12 protein-coding genes, 1 tRNA gene and 1 other RNA gene are annotated in these 15,268 nt (G+C 64.3%); 12 read left to right on the top strand and 2 right to left on the bottom strand.

What is annotated here, in order from left to right; translation table 11 throughout:
• Positions 1-161: 161 nt before the first annotated feature.
• Positions 162-246, bottom strand: a tRNA-Ser gene (locus Q4E95_RS06690).
• Positions 247-439: 193 nt separating this feature from the next.
• Between Q4E95_RS06690 and ffs the strand changes: the two genes are divergently transcribed.
• From ffs to Q4E95_RS06655, 7 genes are all read left to right on the top strand, one after another.
• An RNA gene (gene ffs / locus Q4E95_RS06685) (signal recognition particle sRNA small type) lies at positions 440-536 on the top strand.
• 64 nt (positions 537-600) lie between these two features.
• Positions 601-3,558, top strand: a complete 2,958-nt coding sequence (locus tag Q4E95_RS06680) for a DNA polymerase III subunit gamma and tau (RefSeq protein ID WP_303382578.1) — start codon at positions 601-603, stop codon at positions 3,556-3,558.
• A gap of 20 nt (positions 3,559-3,578) precedes the next feature.
• Complete coding sequence (gene recR / locus Q4E95_RS06675) at positions 3,579-4,184, top strand: recombination mediator RecR (RefSeq protein ID WP_303382577.1); 606 nt, start codon at positions 3,579-3,581, stop codon at positions 4,182-4,184.
• A 129-nt stretch (positions 4,185-4,313) separates the two neighbouring features.
• Entirely contained in the window at positions 4,314-5,600 is a 1,287-nt protein-coding gene (locus tag Q4E95_RS06670; protein WP_303382576.1) for an aspartate kinase, read from the top strand.
• 110 nt (positions 5,601-5,710) lie between these two features.
• Positions 5,711-6,190, top strand: coding sequence for a MarR family winged helix-turn-helix transcriptional regulator (locus tag Q4E95_RS06665; RefSeq protein ID WP_303382575.1), 480 nt, complete (start codon positions 5,711-5,713; stop codon positions 6,188-6,190).
• Positions 6,183-7,166, top strand: coding sequence for a 3-methyladenine DNA glycosylase (locus tag Q4E95_RS06660; protein ID WP_303382574.1), 984 nt, complete (start codon positions 6,183-6,185; stop codon positions 7,164-7,166). The genes Q4E95_RS06665 and Q4E95_RS06660 overlap by 8 nt, the downstream gene beginning before the upstream one ends.
• Positions 7,163-7,534, top strand: a complete 372-nt coding sequence (locus tag Q4E95_RS06655; protein WP_303382573.1) for a Rieske 2Fe-2S domain-containing protein — start codon at positions 7,163-7,165, stop codon at positions 7,532-7,534. Before Q4E95_RS06660 ends, Q4E95_RS06655 begins: the two co-directional genes overlap by 4 nt.
• A gap of 56 nt (positions 7,535-7,590) precedes the next feature.
• On the opposite strand, the gene Q4E95_RS06650 is transcribed toward Q4E95_RS06655, so the two are convergent.
• The gene (locus tag Q4E95_RS06650; protein WP_303382572.1) at positions 7,591-9,411 is read right to left on the bottom strand and encodes a glycoside hydrolase family 15 protein; all 1,821 of its coding nucleotides are present in this window, start codon (positions 9,409-9,411) and stop codon (positions 7,591-7,593) included.
• 236 nt (positions 9,412-9,647) lie between these two features.
• On the opposite strand from Q4E95_RS06650, the gene purS reads away from it, so the two are divergent.
• The 5 genes from purS (at position 9,648) to cls (ending at position 15,164) form a co-directional block, all read left to right on the top strand.
• Entirely contained in the window at positions 9,648-9,905 is a 258-nt protein-coding gene (gene purS, locus Q4E95_RS06645; RefSeq protein ID WP_016997403.1) for a phosphoribosylformylglycinamidine synthase subunit PurS, read from the top strand.
• 2 nt (positions 9,906-9,907) lie between these two features.
• Positions 9,908-10,699 (top strand): phosphoribosylformylglycinamidine synthase subunit PurQ, encoded by a 792-nt coding sequence (gene purQ, locus Q4E95_RS06640; protein ID WP_303382571.1) that lies wholly within the window; start codon positions 9,908-9,910, stop codon positions 10,697-10,699.
• 114 nt (positions 10,700-10,813) lie between these two features.
• Complete coding sequence (gene purL / locus Q4E95_RS06635) at positions 10,814-13,111, top strand: phosphoribosylformylglycinamidine synthase subunit PurL (protein ID WP_303382570.1); 2,298 nt, start codon at positions 10,814-10,816, stop codon at positions 13,109-13,111.
• Between the two features lie 17 nt (positions 13,112-13,128).
• On the top strand, positions 13,129-13,662 hold the full coding sequence (locus tag Q4E95_RS06630; protein WP_303382569.1) for a GNAT family N-acetyltransferase: 534 nt from the start codon (positions 13,129-13,131) through the stop codon (positions 13,660-13,662).
• An 11-nt stretch (positions 13,663-13,673) separates the two neighbouring features.
• Positions 13,674-15,164: a cardiolipin synthase gene (gene cls, locus Q4E95_RS06625; RefSeq protein WP_303382568.1), complete on the top strand. Its 1,491-nt coding sequence runs from the start codon at positions 13,674-13,676 to the stop codon at positions 15,162-15,164.
• Positions 15,165-15,268 lie beyond the last annotated feature (104 nt).

Genomic DNA, 15,268 nt, shown 5'->3' with positions numbered 1-15,268 from the left:
CAGGGCAACACCACCTGGAAGTGCACTACATCTTTCACACCCAAGAAGCGATAACGGTTTTGTCCGCAGCCGCAGCTTCGCGTTCATGACGTCAATGGGCGTGCGCGCACAAAAGTAGCCCCTGACCGGTGTTCCCACTGGTCAGGGGCTACTTCATACCGCGGAGGATGGGGGATTTGAACCCCCGAGGGCGTTAACCCAACACGCGTTCCAGGCGTGCGCCATAGGCCGCTAGGCGAATCCTCCAGGCGTGCACATTCCCCAACGCGTGGGCAACGTGCGGCACTCAGCATAGCGGAACTCCAACCCCGGATGCGAATCGAGGGTGAACCGGCGGCTAAATCTGGGCCGAGCGGCGTCGTTGTTTGTAGCTGCACGACAGACCGCACGGAGCAGGCCACCGGTTTAGAACTCTGCTCCCAGTTGAGCTAAAGTAGTGGGCAGCCCCTCGCGTGGCGTCATCCTGTTGAACTCCCCCAGGACCGGAAGGTAGCAAGGGTAAATGGGCTCTGGCGGGTGCGCGAGGGGTCTTTTCGTCTCTAACTCCCCAACCGTGCGGTTGCGCTGTGCCTGTCGGTGACCGCGGCTAAGGTTTCATACGTGACTACCGCCCTGTACCGCCGTTATCGCCCGGAGACGTTCGAGGACGTCATCGGTCAGGAACACGTGACCGAGCCCCTCATGACTGCCCTGCGCAAGAACAGGGTCAATCACGCCTACTTGTTCTCCGGTCCGCGCGGTTGCGGAAAGACCACGTCCGCCCGCATCCTTGCACGTTGCCTCAACTGCGCCGAGGGCCCCGCAGCCACCCCGTGCGGTCACTGCGATTCCTGCCGCGATCTTTCCCGTGACGGTGCGGGTTCACTGGACGTCATCGAGATGGACGCCGCGTCCCACGGTGGCGTTGACCATGCGCGTGACCTGCGTGAACGTGCGACTTTCGCCCCGGTGCGGGATCGCTACAAGATCTTCATCATCGATGAGGCGCACATGGTCACACGTGAGGGCTTCAACGCCCTCCTCAAGATCGTGGAGGAGCCGCCGGAGCACGTGAAGTTCATCTTCGCGACCACCGAGCCGTCCAAGGTGCTCACCACCATTCGCTCGCGCACCCACCACTACCCGTTCCGCCTGGTTCCGCCGGAGCCCCTCATGCAGTACCTGGAGCAGCTGAGCGAGCAGGAGCACGTGGCCACGGAGCCCGGCGTCCTGTCCCTGGTGGTTCGCGCCGGCGGCGGTTCGGTCCGCGATTCGTTGTCCGTGTTGGACCAGCTCATGGCCGGTTCGGACGATCGCGGTATGACGTACGACCTCGCCGTGGCCCTGCTCGGCTACACTCACGCGGCCCTGCTCGACGACGTCGTGGATGCCTTCGCCGCCGGTGACGCCGCCACGGTTTTCAGCGCCATTGACCGCGTTGTCCAAACGGGTCAGGATCCGCGCAGGTTCGTGGAGGATCTGCTGGAACGCTTCCGCGATCTGGTGGTGGTCAACGCGGTCCCGGATTCCGCCGCCAACATCTTGCACGGCATGCCCACCGATCAAATCAACAGGTTGCGCAATCAGGCCACCCTGCTCGGGGCCGCGGAACTCTCACGCGCCGCTGACATCACCAACACCGCACTGAACGAGATGACCGGGGCCACCTCGCCGCAGCTCCACCTGGAGCTGCTGTGCGCGCGCATCCTCCTGCCCTCCGCGGACCACACCACACGCGGCATCACGGCCCGTGTGGACCGCCTCGAGCGCCGTCTCAGCATTCCCCGCGGCGCCGGAATTCGCCCGGGCACCTCTGAGACCGAGCAGCATTCTTCCCCCGACGACGCCGCTGCCGCACCACAACGCCACACCGCACCCGAGCGCGTGGATCCGCCCGCAGCCCCACCCACTGTGGCTCCGCCGTCGGCCGGGATGACCGCGCCGACCATGGAAGAACCCACGGATCCCCAAGACGGCACCGAAGAACCGGGAGGCACCTCGCACCCGGCAGCTGCGGAGCCGGTTCCCGAGCAAGACCGTGAGGTCAGCCATGGCCGGCCGCCCGCGGACGGCCGTACCGGCCGAGGTGAACCGGACGCCGCCCAGGACAATGAGCCTGCCGATCACGGGCCCGAGCATCAAGACACCCAGCCGGCGCGCCCCATTTCGGAAGAATCTGACCAGGGCGGGGAAATCGAGCTGTTGCGTGCTTCCTGGCCCGAGATAGTGTCCGCCCTGGCCGAGATTCGCCGCGTCGCCTGGACGGTCACGATGCGCGGCACCCCCGTGACCTTCGACGGCCAGACGCTGCGCATCGCTTTTGACGCCGAGGGTGATCTGCTGAACTTCCCCCGCTTCGAGAACGATGTGCGTGCGGCCATCCACTCCGTGCTCGGAATCGACTGTCGCATCGAAGCGGTACGCCCCGGTGACTCCCACGGTGGCGGTCAGACCGGCGGAAATCCGGGCGGCCCCACCCGCGGCAAGAGCCCGGATGGTAACGGTCCCGGCGGGCCGGCTCGAGGCGGACAGCAAGACACTGGAAGCGGCGGTCCCGGAGGACCCACGCGCGGAACCGACCAAGGCAAGAACGGGCAGCAGTCCACCGACGAACCGCCCGTGTACTTCCGCGAGCAGGAAGGCTTCGGTGCGCAGCGTCGGCGCCCCGCGCCTGAGGTTGGGCAGCCGCGCGGGGAACAGGACTCCTCTCAGGCGGGCCATGATGCCCACGATCGGCAACGGCTCTCCAGCCAGACCCGGCAATCCCGTGAGGAGGCTCCGGAGCCCGATCCGGAACCCGATTCCGATGAGCCCGTGACCTCATGGTCCGTGGCGAAGATCCCGCAGGGTGAGCCCGCCGAATCACCCGCTGCGACCACTGCGATTCCGGCGGACGCGGCGGAGGCTGCTGCGGATTCAAACGATTCTGCCTCCTCTGCCAAATCATCGGAACCGGCGACTCTCTCCCCCGCCGATTTCAGCATTGATCCGGGTTCCGAGGATGCCACGGCTCACGTCGACGACGGCACGCCTGACATCGCGCCCGAGGTCGGCTCCGGCGGCTCCGATCAAGATACGGCCACGGAGTCCGAACCTGCCGAGGACCCTGGACAGCCGCAGGACCGGCCGTCCGGCCCCGTGGAAACGAGCCCCGTTGCCACGGCGGACCCAGCACCCCGGCAGTTACCTTCGGATTCCGCGCACTCGCCGGAACCCAGCAACGAGTATTGGACGCCCCACGAACCTCCGCCCCCTCCGGAAGACGAACCCCCCGCCGATCTTTACGAGATGCCGGAGCGTCGCCCGACCGGGCCGAGTGGACAAGCACCAGCCCAGGCCACCAGTCCTCGCACTCAGCGACCGAGCTTCAGGGAACGGCATGCCGCAGAAATTGCGGCGGCGCGGCAACGCCCGACAGTGCCGCAGGCGGATGACCCGTCGGACAGCACCGAGGATGAGAACTTCTCGCCGAGCGCGGATGACGAGTCCATCGAGGATTCCTCGTTGTACGGTCGTGCGGCCATCGAAAGAATTCTGGGGGGCTTGCTCATTGAAGAGCGTCCCCACCAAGCGAACTAACCGAACCCCCAAGGAGAACTGTGTACGAAGGCGCGGTCCAAGACCTCATTGACGAGCTGGGACGGCTCCCGGGTGTAGGACCCAAATCCGCACAGCGCATTGCATTCCATTTGCTGGACGCGGACAAGGATGAGGTCCAACAGCTCGTGGACGCCATCACCACGGTCAAGACATCCGTGTCCTTCTGCCAGGTCTGCGGCAACGTGAGCGAACAGGAAGAATGCGCCATCTGCCGCGATACCCGCCGCGACCGCACCGTGATTTGCGTGGTCGAGGAGTCCAAGGACGTCATGGCCATTGAACGGACCCGCAGCTACCGCGGTTTGTACCATGTGCTGGGCGGCGCTATCTCGCCTCTCCAGGGTGTGGGCCCCGATCAGTTGCGGATCCGCGAGCTCATGACCCGGTTGTCGGATGAGACGATCCAGGAGATCGTCCTGGCCACCGACCCCAATTTGGAGGGTGAAGCCACCGCCACCTACCTCTCCCGCATGCTCAAAACCCTGGGCATCCGTGTCACACGCCTGGCCTCGGGTCTCCCCGTGGGCGGTGACCTGGAGTACGCGGACGAGGTCACCCTCGGCCGGGCCTTCGAAGGGCGCACCGTTGTCGCTGAAGCGAACTAAGTCCTCAGCGTCGCCTCATTGGGCTCAGAGATGATCATTGGACTCCAACCCGATCATGGGCGCATGAACAGTTAGCATGGACGCCACACCACTTGATCCCGTGGTACGTACGCTGTCCGAGAGGAATATATGAGCCTCATTGTTCAAAAGTTCGGTGGCTCCTCGGTTTCTGATGCCGATGGAATTCGCCGAGTTGCCCGCCGGGTGGCAGAAACCCGCAACGCAGGCAACGACGTTGTGGTGGTGGTTTCCGCCATGGGGGACACCACCGATGACCTGCTGGATCTGGCCAACGAGGTCACTCGCAAGCCACCGGCCCGCGAGCTGGACATGCTCCTGACCGCCGGGGAGCGTATTTCCATGGCCCTGCTGGCCATGGCGACTTCCGAGGTCGGTGTGCCCGCCCAGTCCTTCACCGGCTCACAGGCCGGGATGATCACGGACGGCGATCACGGCGCGGCCAAACTCGTGGAGGTCAATCCTCTCCGTGTCCGCGAGGCGCTGGACGCCGGCAACATTGCCATCATCGCCGGCTTTCAGGGTGTGCACCGGTCCACCAAGGACATCACCACCCTGGGCCGCGGAGGTTCCGACACCACCGCAGTGGCACTTGCCGCCGCACTCAACGCGGACGTGTGCGAGATCTACTCGGATGTGGACGGCGTGTACACCGCGGACCCCCGCATAGTGCCCTCCGCGCAGAAACTGGATCGCGTGTCCTCCGAAGAAATGTTGGAGCTGGCGGCCAATGGGGCCAAGATCCTGCACCTGCGTTGCGTGGAATACGCGCGCCGCTTCAACGTGCCCTTGCACGTTCGCTCGTCGTTCAGCCACAACGAAGGCACGTGGGTCATGCCCACGCCCCACGAAAACTTCACGCCGCAGAAGGAGATTCCCTTGGAACAACCGCTGATTTCTGGCATCGCACATGATCGCACGCAGGCCAAAATCACCGTGGTGGGGGTTCCCGACCGCCCCGGAATCGCCTCCCGCATCTTCCGACTGCTTGCGGACTCCAAGGTCAACGTGGACATGATCGTCCAGAACGTCTCCACCGGTGATCGCCCCCTGACCGACCTGTCCTTCACCCTGGACGAGTCACAGGGCGATCTTGCAATGAACTTGTTGCGCGCCGCGGAGGAAAAGATCGGTTACACAAGTCTCGATTATGACGATCAGGTGGGTAAGATCTCGCTGGTCGGCGCGGGCATGAAAACGAACACGGGGGTGTCGTTCAAGTTCTTCCAGGCCTTGGCCCAAGCGGACATCAACGTGGACATGATTTCGACCTCTGAGGTGCGGCTTTCCGTGATCACCGATGTCCGCAAGTTGGACACCGCGGTACGCGCCCTGCACACCGCTTTCGGTTTGGACGCGGACAGTGAGGCCACCGTGCACGGGGGGACGGGCCGCTGAGAATCTCGGTTTCTTAGATATAACGGTCACGGGCTGCCATCCGAGTGGCCCGTGACCTAAACTTTAATGCACAAATTGACAGACGCGTCCTAGACGTTGGAGAGGCACACATGAACAGCCAAGCTGGTGAGATCCTTTCCGAGAACGCTCCGAACGATCCACTGGCCCTGACGAACCAACTGTGTTTCTCCTTGTCCGTGGCGTCAAGAATGGTGGTCCAGAGCTACCGCCCCATTCTGGAACCGCTGGGACTGACTCACCCGCAGTATCTGGTGATGCTCTCGCTGTGGGGTTCCAGCCCCCGCACCGTGAAGGACTTGAGCTCCGAACTCATGCAGGATTCGGCGACACTGTCTCCGCTGTTGAAGCGTTTGGAGTCCCGCGGCCTGATCTGCCGCGACCGCGACCCCGAGAACGAGCGTGCTTTGGCCGTCACTCTCACGGACGAGGGTCGAGAGCTCAAAGAGAAAGCCTCTGAAGTGCCTGTCATCATGATGGAACGCCTGGGCGTCACTGCGGAACAGGTCAAGGAGCTCAACACCGCCATGCACCGCATGATCACGCAGGCAGAAGAAGCATCGCATGCTTGAAGCCCTGCCCCGTGGGCAATGGCTGGCAGCGTCCCGGGCACACGAACAGCGCATCTCCGGATTCACCACCCCGTTCCTGAACCGCAGGCATGAGGGTCGCCAGCACCCCGTGGAAGATTTCCTGTTCACGTACTACACGCTGTCCCCCGCCCAGTTCACACGATGGCACCCCGGATTCGGAACCATCTTGTTGGACGCCCCGGAGAGGGCGGACTGGAAGTTCTACCGCCCCGCCACCCCGGCCGAGCTTCGGGTAACGGGCGCGCCCGAGGGGGTGAGCGGCGTCGTACTGGATCGCGAGACATTCGTCGCGAAACGCGAGACCGCCATCCGTTTCACCCGAGAACTCCTGTCCAACACCGTGGCCAAAACCGGCACGTTCGATTGCTTCGGCCTGCACGAGTGGGCCATGGCGTACAAGGCGCAGGAGAACGGCGTACGTCACGACTATGTGGGGCTGAGGTTGGGCGCTGAAGGCACCAACCAGGTGGTGGAATCGCACCGGATCCGCTGCTCACATTTCGATGCGTTCCGTTTCTTCCAGCCGCAGGCCGTGGAGCGCAATGAACTGAAGCCCTCACGCGAATCCCAGCGAGGCATGGAACAACCGGGCTGCCTGCACGCGAACATGGACCTCTACAAGTGGGCGTACAAGCTGCTGCCCGCCGTGGATTCGGATCTGCTGGCCGATTGCTTTGAGCTGGCGTGGGATGTGCGCCGCACGGACATGGAAGCCTCGCCGTACGAACTGAGCGGCTGGGGCTACGAACCGGTGCGCGTCGAGACTCCCGCGGGGAAGGCTGAGTACGTCCGCCGCCAGCGAGACTTTGCCACCCGGTCCGACGGCCTGCGCCATCGGTTACTCGCAGTCACCGAACGACTCCTCCCGGAAGCCAGCTCCGCCGAATCCGCCGAGAGCCAGCCCCCTCCCCACCCTACGGACCATCCCGAGGCCGTCGAGGGAGTCTCGCCGTGATCGATTCGGCATCATCCGGGCACTGGGAACACATTGTTGAGGTGTCGGAGCTTCCGCAATCCTTTGATTTCGTCACGGCCCGCTGCAGCATAGGGCCCGTTCTGGTGACCCGCGACGCCGCAGGCGCTCTTCATGTCCTGTCCAACACGTGTCCTCACCAACGGGCCACCGTCTGCCGCGAACCCGCGGGGCGCGCGGAACGCTTTGAGTGCCCCAATCACTACTGGCTGTTCGCCCCGGATGGCCGGTTTTTGGGCTCGCGACTGAGCGTGGCCTCAGGACGGGCCGCAACCGACGATCCGAGCAAGAACTTGGCCCGGGCCGACGTCACCGTGACGGACGGTTGGGTCATGGCCCGTTTCCGCTGAATCGAGAATCATCTTCCGGCGCCGCCCCGGCCAGGAACTACGGACCGGCCCAAGGCTCAGGACTCGGTGTCATGGTCCCGCAGGGCAAGTGCCGCGTTGAGCACCGCCAGATGACTCAGTGCCTGCGGAAAGTTGCCCAGGAACGAGTGGTCTTCGGGATCGATCATTTCCGTGAACAGGCCAAGATCGTTGGCCAACGCCACCATGCGGTCCATGAGTTCCACGGCCTGCTCGCGCTGGCCGACGGTGGTCAGCGCGGCAACCGTCCAGAACGAACACGCGACGAAGGCGCCTTCCTCTGCGTCCACCCCGCTGTAGCGGTACATCAACGGCCCGCGGCCGAGTTCTTGCCGGAGGGCGGCAATGGTTGTTTTCATCCTCGGGCCCCGGTCGAAGCCGGTCATTGCGTGCAACAATACTGACGCGTCGAGCTCTTGGGTTCCCGGGTACCAGACGTACGCGCCCCGTTGCTCACTCCAGCATTCGGTGTCGATCCACGCCCTGATGCGTTCTCGTTCTGCCCGCCAACGATCCACGCAGCCGGGGATGTAGCCGTCCTCCGCCAAACGCACGGCACAGTCCAACCCGTGCCAGCACCCCATTTTGGAGCTTGTGTAGTGGCGGTGTTCGGGCAGTTCCCACATTCCCGAATCGGGGCGCCGCCACACGTCGCAGATCGCGTCCGCGAGGTCGGCCAACATACGCGCGGTGGCCGTGTCCAGCACGTTACCGCCCGCCACGTAGCGGTGCGCCACATCGAACACGTCCCCGTAGACACCCAGTTGTAATTGGTCGGCCGCCGCGTTGCCCGCCACGACCGGGCCGGTTCCACGCCAGCCCGGAACGTCGTATTCCGTCATGCGCGTCTCGGGGACCTCCCCGTCCAACCGGTTGAGCACGTGCAAGTTAGGCACCTGGGCCCGGACCAGGCGAAGCAGCCAGGACACTTGGGCGTGCACGTCCTCCTGCTCCCCCAGTTGCAACAGAGCTTGCAGGGCGTAGGTGGCGTCACGAATCCACGCAAAGCGATAATCGTAATTCTTGGTGCCCGCCATGTTCTCGGGCAGGGACGTGGTTGCGGCAGCTGCCACGGACCCCGATGGGCTGTGGCTCAACAACTTGAGCACCAGCGCACTGCGTTGGACTTCTTCACCGTAGGGTCCGTCGGATTCGAGCAGATCTCCCCACCGCAGCCATGTTTCTCGGGTCATCTCGAGGTTCTTGCGGATCTCACGCGGAGTCGGTAGCCGGAGGGGTTCGCTGTGCGTGGCAACCACCGCCAGCAGGTGCTGCGAACCAGGTGTGGTGCGGAAGGATCCCGAGATCTGCTGTTCTTCGACCTTGCTCTCACCCACGTGTTCACCGCACACCCCCACCGAGACCTCGCTGGCGCGCAGCACGGGCTTGTGGGCCGTGACATCAACCCAGGGGGAGACCGTGTTGAACATGGTCCCGGGGGCCACACGCCATCGCATGGCAACAGTTCCTTCCAGGCCCTCCACCGCCCGCGCGAGTTCGTTCCAGGGCAGTCGCCCGGTCGAACCGAGGTTCAACGAGTCGGTGACCTGCACCCTCCCCGAGGCAGTGGTGTACGTGGTCTGCAGAATATTGGTGCCCGGCAGATACTTGCGTTCGACCTCGAACCGCTCGTCCGGACACAGTTCAATACATCCACCGTGCTCGGCATCGAGCAAGCGCGCGAATGCGGGCGCCGAATCCAGATCAGGAATCGGATACCAGTCCACGGACCCGTCATGGGAGATCAGGGCAACCGTGCGACCATCGCCGATCGCCGCGTAGGAGCGCAGATCCACGTACCCGTTGCGCCGGGGCGGTAGCGCACTGAGTGGTACTGCTTGGGGCCGCGTTGCATTCATCCGCCCGCTCCTCACATTGCATGTGCTCAACAAATAAGTGTGCTGCCCATCGTAGGAGAGCCCTGGCCCTTGAGCCACTCCCGCGACCCCCCCATCCGCGCGGAACGGAAACGGAGACCAGCCGCCCGCGCACCGGAGGGCCACCCATCAGGGGACCCGTCGCTTCACACACTGCCGCGGACGAACTTTTTGACCGATAGGATGGGCGAGGATTAGCTCGAATCTCAGGAGTTGTAATGGCCCGTATCGTGGTTGATGTTATGCCCAAGCCGGAAATCCTTGACCCGCAGGGCAAGGCGATCGCCAACGAACTGCCCCGTATCGGGCTGGATGGTTTCAGCGAGGTCCGTCAGGGCCGCCGTTTCGAACTCACCGTGGACGGTGAGGCAACGGACGAGGTGCTCGCCCAGGCTCGCGAGGCCGCCGAGAAGCTGCTCTCCAACCCGGTCATCGAGGACGTCGTGAACGTTTCGGTGCTGGACCAGGAGAACTGATCGTGGCCCAGAATTTGACCGCCGAACAAACCCCTTTGATCGCGGATCTCTCCCGCCCCGGCCCCGATGCTGCATTGCAGGACGTGCGCGTGGGTGTGGTCACCTTCCCCGGCACCCTGGACGACCGCGATGCCATGCGCGCCGTGCAGCTCGCCGGTGGCACCGCCGTTGCGCTCTGGTACGCGGACGAGGATCTGCAGAACGTGGACGCCGTGATCCTCCCGGGTGGCTTCTCCTACGGTGACTACCTGCGCGCCGGCGCGATCGCGCGTTTCGCCCCGCTCATGGACAAGATCCTGGACGCCGCGACTTCCGACGCCGCCCTGCCCGTTCTGGGCATTTGCAACGGATTCCAGGTGCTCACCGAATCGCACCTGTTGCCCGGTTCCATGATCAAGAACGAGCAGTTGAAGTTCCTCTGCCGTGATCAGGCGCTGCGCATCGAGAACGCGGACACCGCCTGGACCGCTCGTTACGAGCGGGGTCAGACCATTGTGGTGCCGCTCAAGAACCAGGACGGCCAGTACGTGGCCGATCAGCGCACCCTGGACGAGTTGGAAGCCGAGAATCGCGTGGTCTTCCGCTACGTGGACGGCAACCCCAATGGCTCGCGCAACGACATTGCGGGAATCGCCAATGCCCGCGGCAACGTGGTGGGACTCATGCCCCACCCGGAGCACGCGGTGGAACCCGGTTTCGGCGCGGATTTCTCCGGTACCGGTGCGGTGGACATGCGCCACGGCACTGACGGCCTGGACATCTTCGTGTCCGTCCTGGAGCGACTGACCCGCTAACGCCCCGCCGGCCCATGAGTACTCGGGCCCGCACCTTCATCAGACATTCTTGCGTGAGCGCCGCAAACGCACCGTACGCGCCCACCACCACGGCAAGGGATTCTCGTAAACGACATGAGCGAAACGCACTTCAACCTGGACACCGTTGAGCACGCCGCCTCCACCCCGGACACCGAGCTGCCCTGGGCGGAGCTGGGGTTGACCGAATCCGAGTTCGATCGGGTCAAGGAGATCCTGGGCCGCCGCCCCACCGCCGCGGAACTGGCCATGTACTCGGTCATGTGGTCCGAGCACTGCTCCTACAAGTCCACCAAGGTGCATCTGCGCCAGTTCGGTGACAAGGTCACCGACGAGATGCGCAAGGACCTCATGGTGGGCATCGGGGAGAACGCCGGTGTCACGGACATCGGTGACGGCTGGGCCGTGACCTTCAAGATCGAGTCCCACAACCACCCGTCCTTCGTGGAGCCCTACCAGGGTGCCGCGACCGGCGTGGGTGGCATTGTCCGTGACATCATCTCCATGGGCGCCCGCCCGGTGGCCGTGATGGACCCGCTGCGTTTTGGCGCCATCGACCACCCGGACACCCAGCGCGTGGTGCACGGTGTGGTGGCCGGTGTGGGTGGCTACGGCAACTCGCTGGGTCTGCCCAACATCGGCGGTGAAGTGGAGTTCGATCCCTGCTACCAGGGCAACCCCCTGGTCAATGCCCTGGCCGTGGGCGTCATGCGCCACGAGGACATCCGCCTGGCCAACGCTTCCGGTACCGGCAACAAGGTGGTGCTGTTCGGTGCCCGCACGGGCGGCGACGGCATTGGTGGCGCCTCCGTGCTGGCCTCCGAATCCTTTGACGATTCCAAGCCGTCCAAGCGACCCGCCGTCCAGGTGGGAGACCCGTTCGCGGAAAAGGTGCTCATCGAGTGCTGCCTGGAGTTGTTCAAGGGCTCCCTGGTGGAGGGCATTCAGGATCTCGGTGCCGCGGGTATTTCCTGCGCCACCTCCGAGCTCGCCTCCAACGGTGACGGCGGAATGCGTGTGGACCTGACCAAGGTGCTGCTGCGCGATCCCACCCTGACCCCCGGCGAGATCCTGATGTCCGAGTCCCAGGAACGCATGATGGCCGTGGTGACCCCGGAAAAGGTCCAGGCGTTCGAGGCGGTCATGACCAAGTGGGACGTGGAGTACTCGTGGATCGGTGAGGTCACGGACACCGGTCGTTTGATCATCGACTACCAGGGCGAAGTGATCGTGGACGTGGATCCGCGCACCGTGGCCCATGACGGCCCGGTCTACGAACGACCCTTCGCTCGCCCCGAGTCCCAGGATCAGCTGCAATCCAACCATTTCACCGGCTCGCCCGAAGACGCCTCCCGCCCCTCCGGTGCGCAGCTGCGTCAGGCAGTGCTCGAGCTGATGGCCTCACCCAACCTGTGCTCCAAGGACTGGGTCACCAGCCAGTACGACCACTACGTGCAGGGCAACACGGCCATGGCCATGCCGGATGACGCCGGCGTGATCCGCGTGGACCAGGAAACCGGTCTGGGCGTGGCCCTGTCCACCGATTGCAACGGTCGCTACACCCGCCTGGACCCCTACGCCGGCGCGCAGCTCGCGCTCGCCCAGGCCTACCGAAACGTCACGACCGCCGGTGCCCGTCCTGCGGCCGTGTCTGACTGCCTGAACTTCGGCTCCCCCGAGGACCCGGACATCATGTGGCAATTCGCCGAGGCCGTGCGCGGCCTGTCCGACGGTTGCCAGGAACTGGGCGTGCCCGTCACGGGCGGCAACGTTTCGCTGTACAACCAGACCGGCGGCGTCGCCATCAACCCGACCCCGGTGGTCGCCCTGATGGGCGTGCTCGACGACGTCGCTCGCCGCACGCCCTCCGGGTGGCGCGAGGACGGTCAGGCCATTTACCTGCTCGGTGAGACCGCGGACGAATTGGACGGCTCCGAATGGGCCCGCGTACGCGGTCACCTGGGTGGTCGGCCCCCCAAGGTGGATCTGAAGCGGGAGCGCACCCTGGGGGATATGCTCGTCAACATGTCACGGGACGGCATGATCGACGCGGCACACGATGTTTCCGAGGGTGGCTTGGCCGCGACCCTGTCGGAAATGGCCCTGCGCTTTGGCGTGGGTGCGCGGATCGGCCTGGGAGAAGTGGCCGACCGTGATGGCGTGGACACCTTCACGCTGCTGTTCTCCGAGTCCCAGGGCCGGACCGTGGTGGCGGTCCCCCGCTCGGAAGAGGTGCGCTTCAAGGACATGTGCACCGTGCGCAACTACCCGTTCGCACGTATCGGCGTGGTGGACGCGGAGTCCGGGGCCCTGGATGTTCAGGGCGAGTTCTCCGTGGACCTGGAGGCCTTGCGAGAAGCCCACAGCTCCACCCTGCCCAGGTATTTCGGTTGATCATAAGGATAGGCACCATGACTGACGTTTCCGAAGAGCTCAGCCCGGGACGATCGATTCGTACCGAGCGTCTCGTGTTGCGTCCATTCACCCAGGACGAGCTCGAGGCGATTGCGGATCGAGCGGATTTGGCGCAGTTCGCTCAGGGGTTCCCGACTCCCGAGGATCAGGACTGGGCTCATACGGCATTGGACGCCGGCAGCTATTTCTTCACCGAGACCATGTACTCGATGTTCGCCGTGGTGGATGCCGCCTCGGGCCAGGTCATCGGCATGGCGGGTTTCGTGGGCCCGCCCATTGACCACGAACTCGAGGTCGTGGGCTCCGTGATACCGGGCCGCCAGAATGAGGGGTACGCGGACGAGGTGCTCCCCTATCTGGTGGAGTTGGCCTTCCAGAATCCCCAGGTCAAGGCCGTGAACGCGTCGGTTCCGTGGGGCAATGAGCCCGCACGGAAGCTGCTGCTCAAGAACGGCTTCAGCGAATGTCCGAGTGACGGGTTTGAAGCCACATATGTGCATCCCCGCCCGGAGATGCGTTCCAGCAACTGAGTTAGTCGGCTATGTTCCCCTGGGCCCCGTACGACCTGTTCTCCCCGGACACCGTCCCTGAGTGGATCCTGGTGATCCTGGTCGTCATCGACCTGTTGCTCCGAATCGGTGCGCTTGGCTGGATTCCCCATCAGCGCAGACCGTCGGTCGCTCTGGCGTGGTTGCTGGCCATTTTTCTCCTGCCCTACGCGGGGTTGTTGTTGTTCCTGGTCATTGGTTCTTCTCGCCTGCCGCGAAAGCGGATGGAGAAGCAGGCCAAGATGAACGACATCATCCGGGAGAACACCCCCGAGGATTTCTCCCTGGGCAAGGAATTCGACGACCTACCCGAATGGGTCACCACAACCGCCAAGCTGAACTATCAGCTGGGCGCGTTGCCCATGGTGGGCGGTAATGGCTTCGACATTGTCACGGACAACCACGAGTCCATGGAGCGCATGGCCCGTGATGTGGATCGGGCCACCGATTACGTGCACTTCGAGTTCTACATCGTGGCCACGGATCGGGTGTCCCGGGTGCTGCTGGATTCCCTGGTGCGGGCGCATGACCGTGGTGTCCGGGTGCGCATCCTGATCGACCACGTGGGTTCGCTGGGTTACCCCGGGTACGCGGAACTCGTACGCCGTTTCAATGCCTCCGGCATCCCCTGGCGGCGCATGCTACCGATCCGCCCGTGGCGCGGTGAGTGGCAGCGCCCGGACCTGCGTAATCACCGCAAGATCCTGGTCGTGGACGGGTCCATTGCCTACACCGGTTCGCAGAACATCATTCACCGCTCCTACAACAAGAAGAAGAACATCCGCCGCGGCCTGGAATGGAAGGATCTGATGATCCGCTGCTCCGGGCCCGTGGTTGCCGAGCTCAACGCGGTGTTCGTCTCCGACTGGTACTCGGAGACCGACGATCTGCTCCTGGACGAGGCCACCGAGGTCCTACCGAACGTGGAGGCCCCCGTGTACGCCCAGGTGGTCCCCTCCGGTCCCGGGTTCACGACCGAGAACAACCTGCGGCTGTTCAACCACCTCATTTACAACGCCAACCGCCGCGTGGTGATCTCCAGCCCGTACTTCGTGCCGGACGAGTCCCTGCTGCACGCGCTCACCACCGAGGCGCAGTCCGGGGTGGACGTGGAGATTTTCGTGGGTGAGTCCTCGGACCAGTTCCTGGCACGGAACGCCCAGAATTCCTACTACTCCGAACTCGCGGAAGCCGGCGTGAAGATCTACCGCTACAGCTCCCCCACGGTGCTGCACGCCAAGTTCGTGCTCGTGGACGACCTGATCAGCGTGATCGGCTCCTCCAACATGGACGAGCGATCTTTTGCCCTGGACCTCGAGGTGTCCGTGATGATCGTGGGCCAGGACTTCCACGACCGCATGGAGGAGGTCGTGAGCCAATTCAAGGCGTCCTCGACCCTGCTGGACCTCGACGCCTGGAACAACCGCCCCCTGCGACACAAGTACGTGGAGAACGTCTGTCGCCTCACCTCGGCTTTGCTCTAACGCCGACGACGCCGCTGCCGCGACCTTGCGCTCGAAAAGGTCACGGCAACGGCGTCGTCAGTGCGCGGGACAGGACCGCGACGCACGGTCGGATCAGGGTGCCA

The organism is Kocuria sp., from assembly GCF_030536815.1.
GTDB classification, from domain to species: Bacteria; Actinomycetota; Actinomycetes; order Actinomycetales; family Micrococcaceae; genus Kocuria; species Kocuria gwangalliensis.
This window is presented reverse-complemented; position numbering and strand designations above follow the sequence as displayed.

Coding starts and splice junctions, on each gene's coding strand:
- cls (WP_303382568.1), top strand. CDS start 13,674: ATGTTCCCCTGGGCCCCGTACGACCTGTTCTCCCCGGACACCGTCCCT.
- Q4E95_RS06630 (WP_303382569.1), top strand. CDS start 13,129: ATGACTGACGTTTCCGAAGAGCTCAGCCCGGGACGATCGATTCGTACC.
- Q4E95_RS06660 (WP_303382574.1), top strand. CDS start 6,183: ATGCTTGAAGCCCTGCCCCGTGGGCAATGGCTGGCAGCGTCCCGGGCA.
- purS (WP_016997403.1), top strand. CDS start 9,648: ATGGCCCGTATCGTGGTTGATGTTATGCCCAAGCCGGAAATCCTTGAC.
- Q4E95_RS06650 (WP_303382572.1), bottom strand. CDS start 9,411: ATGAATGCAACGCGGCCCCAAGCAGTACCACTCAGTGCGCTACCGCCC.
- Q4E95_RS06665 (WP_303382575.1), top strand. CDS start 5,711: ATGAACAGCCAAGCTGGTGAGATCCTTTCCGAGAACGCTCCGAACGAT.
- Q4E95_RS06670 (WP_303382576.1), top strand. CDS start 4,314: ATGAGCCTCATTGTTCAAAAGTTCGGTGGCTCCTCGGTTTCTGATGCC.
- purL (WP_303382570.1), top strand. CDS start 10,814: ATGAGCGAAACGCACTTCAACCTGGACACCGTTGAGCACGCCGCCTCC.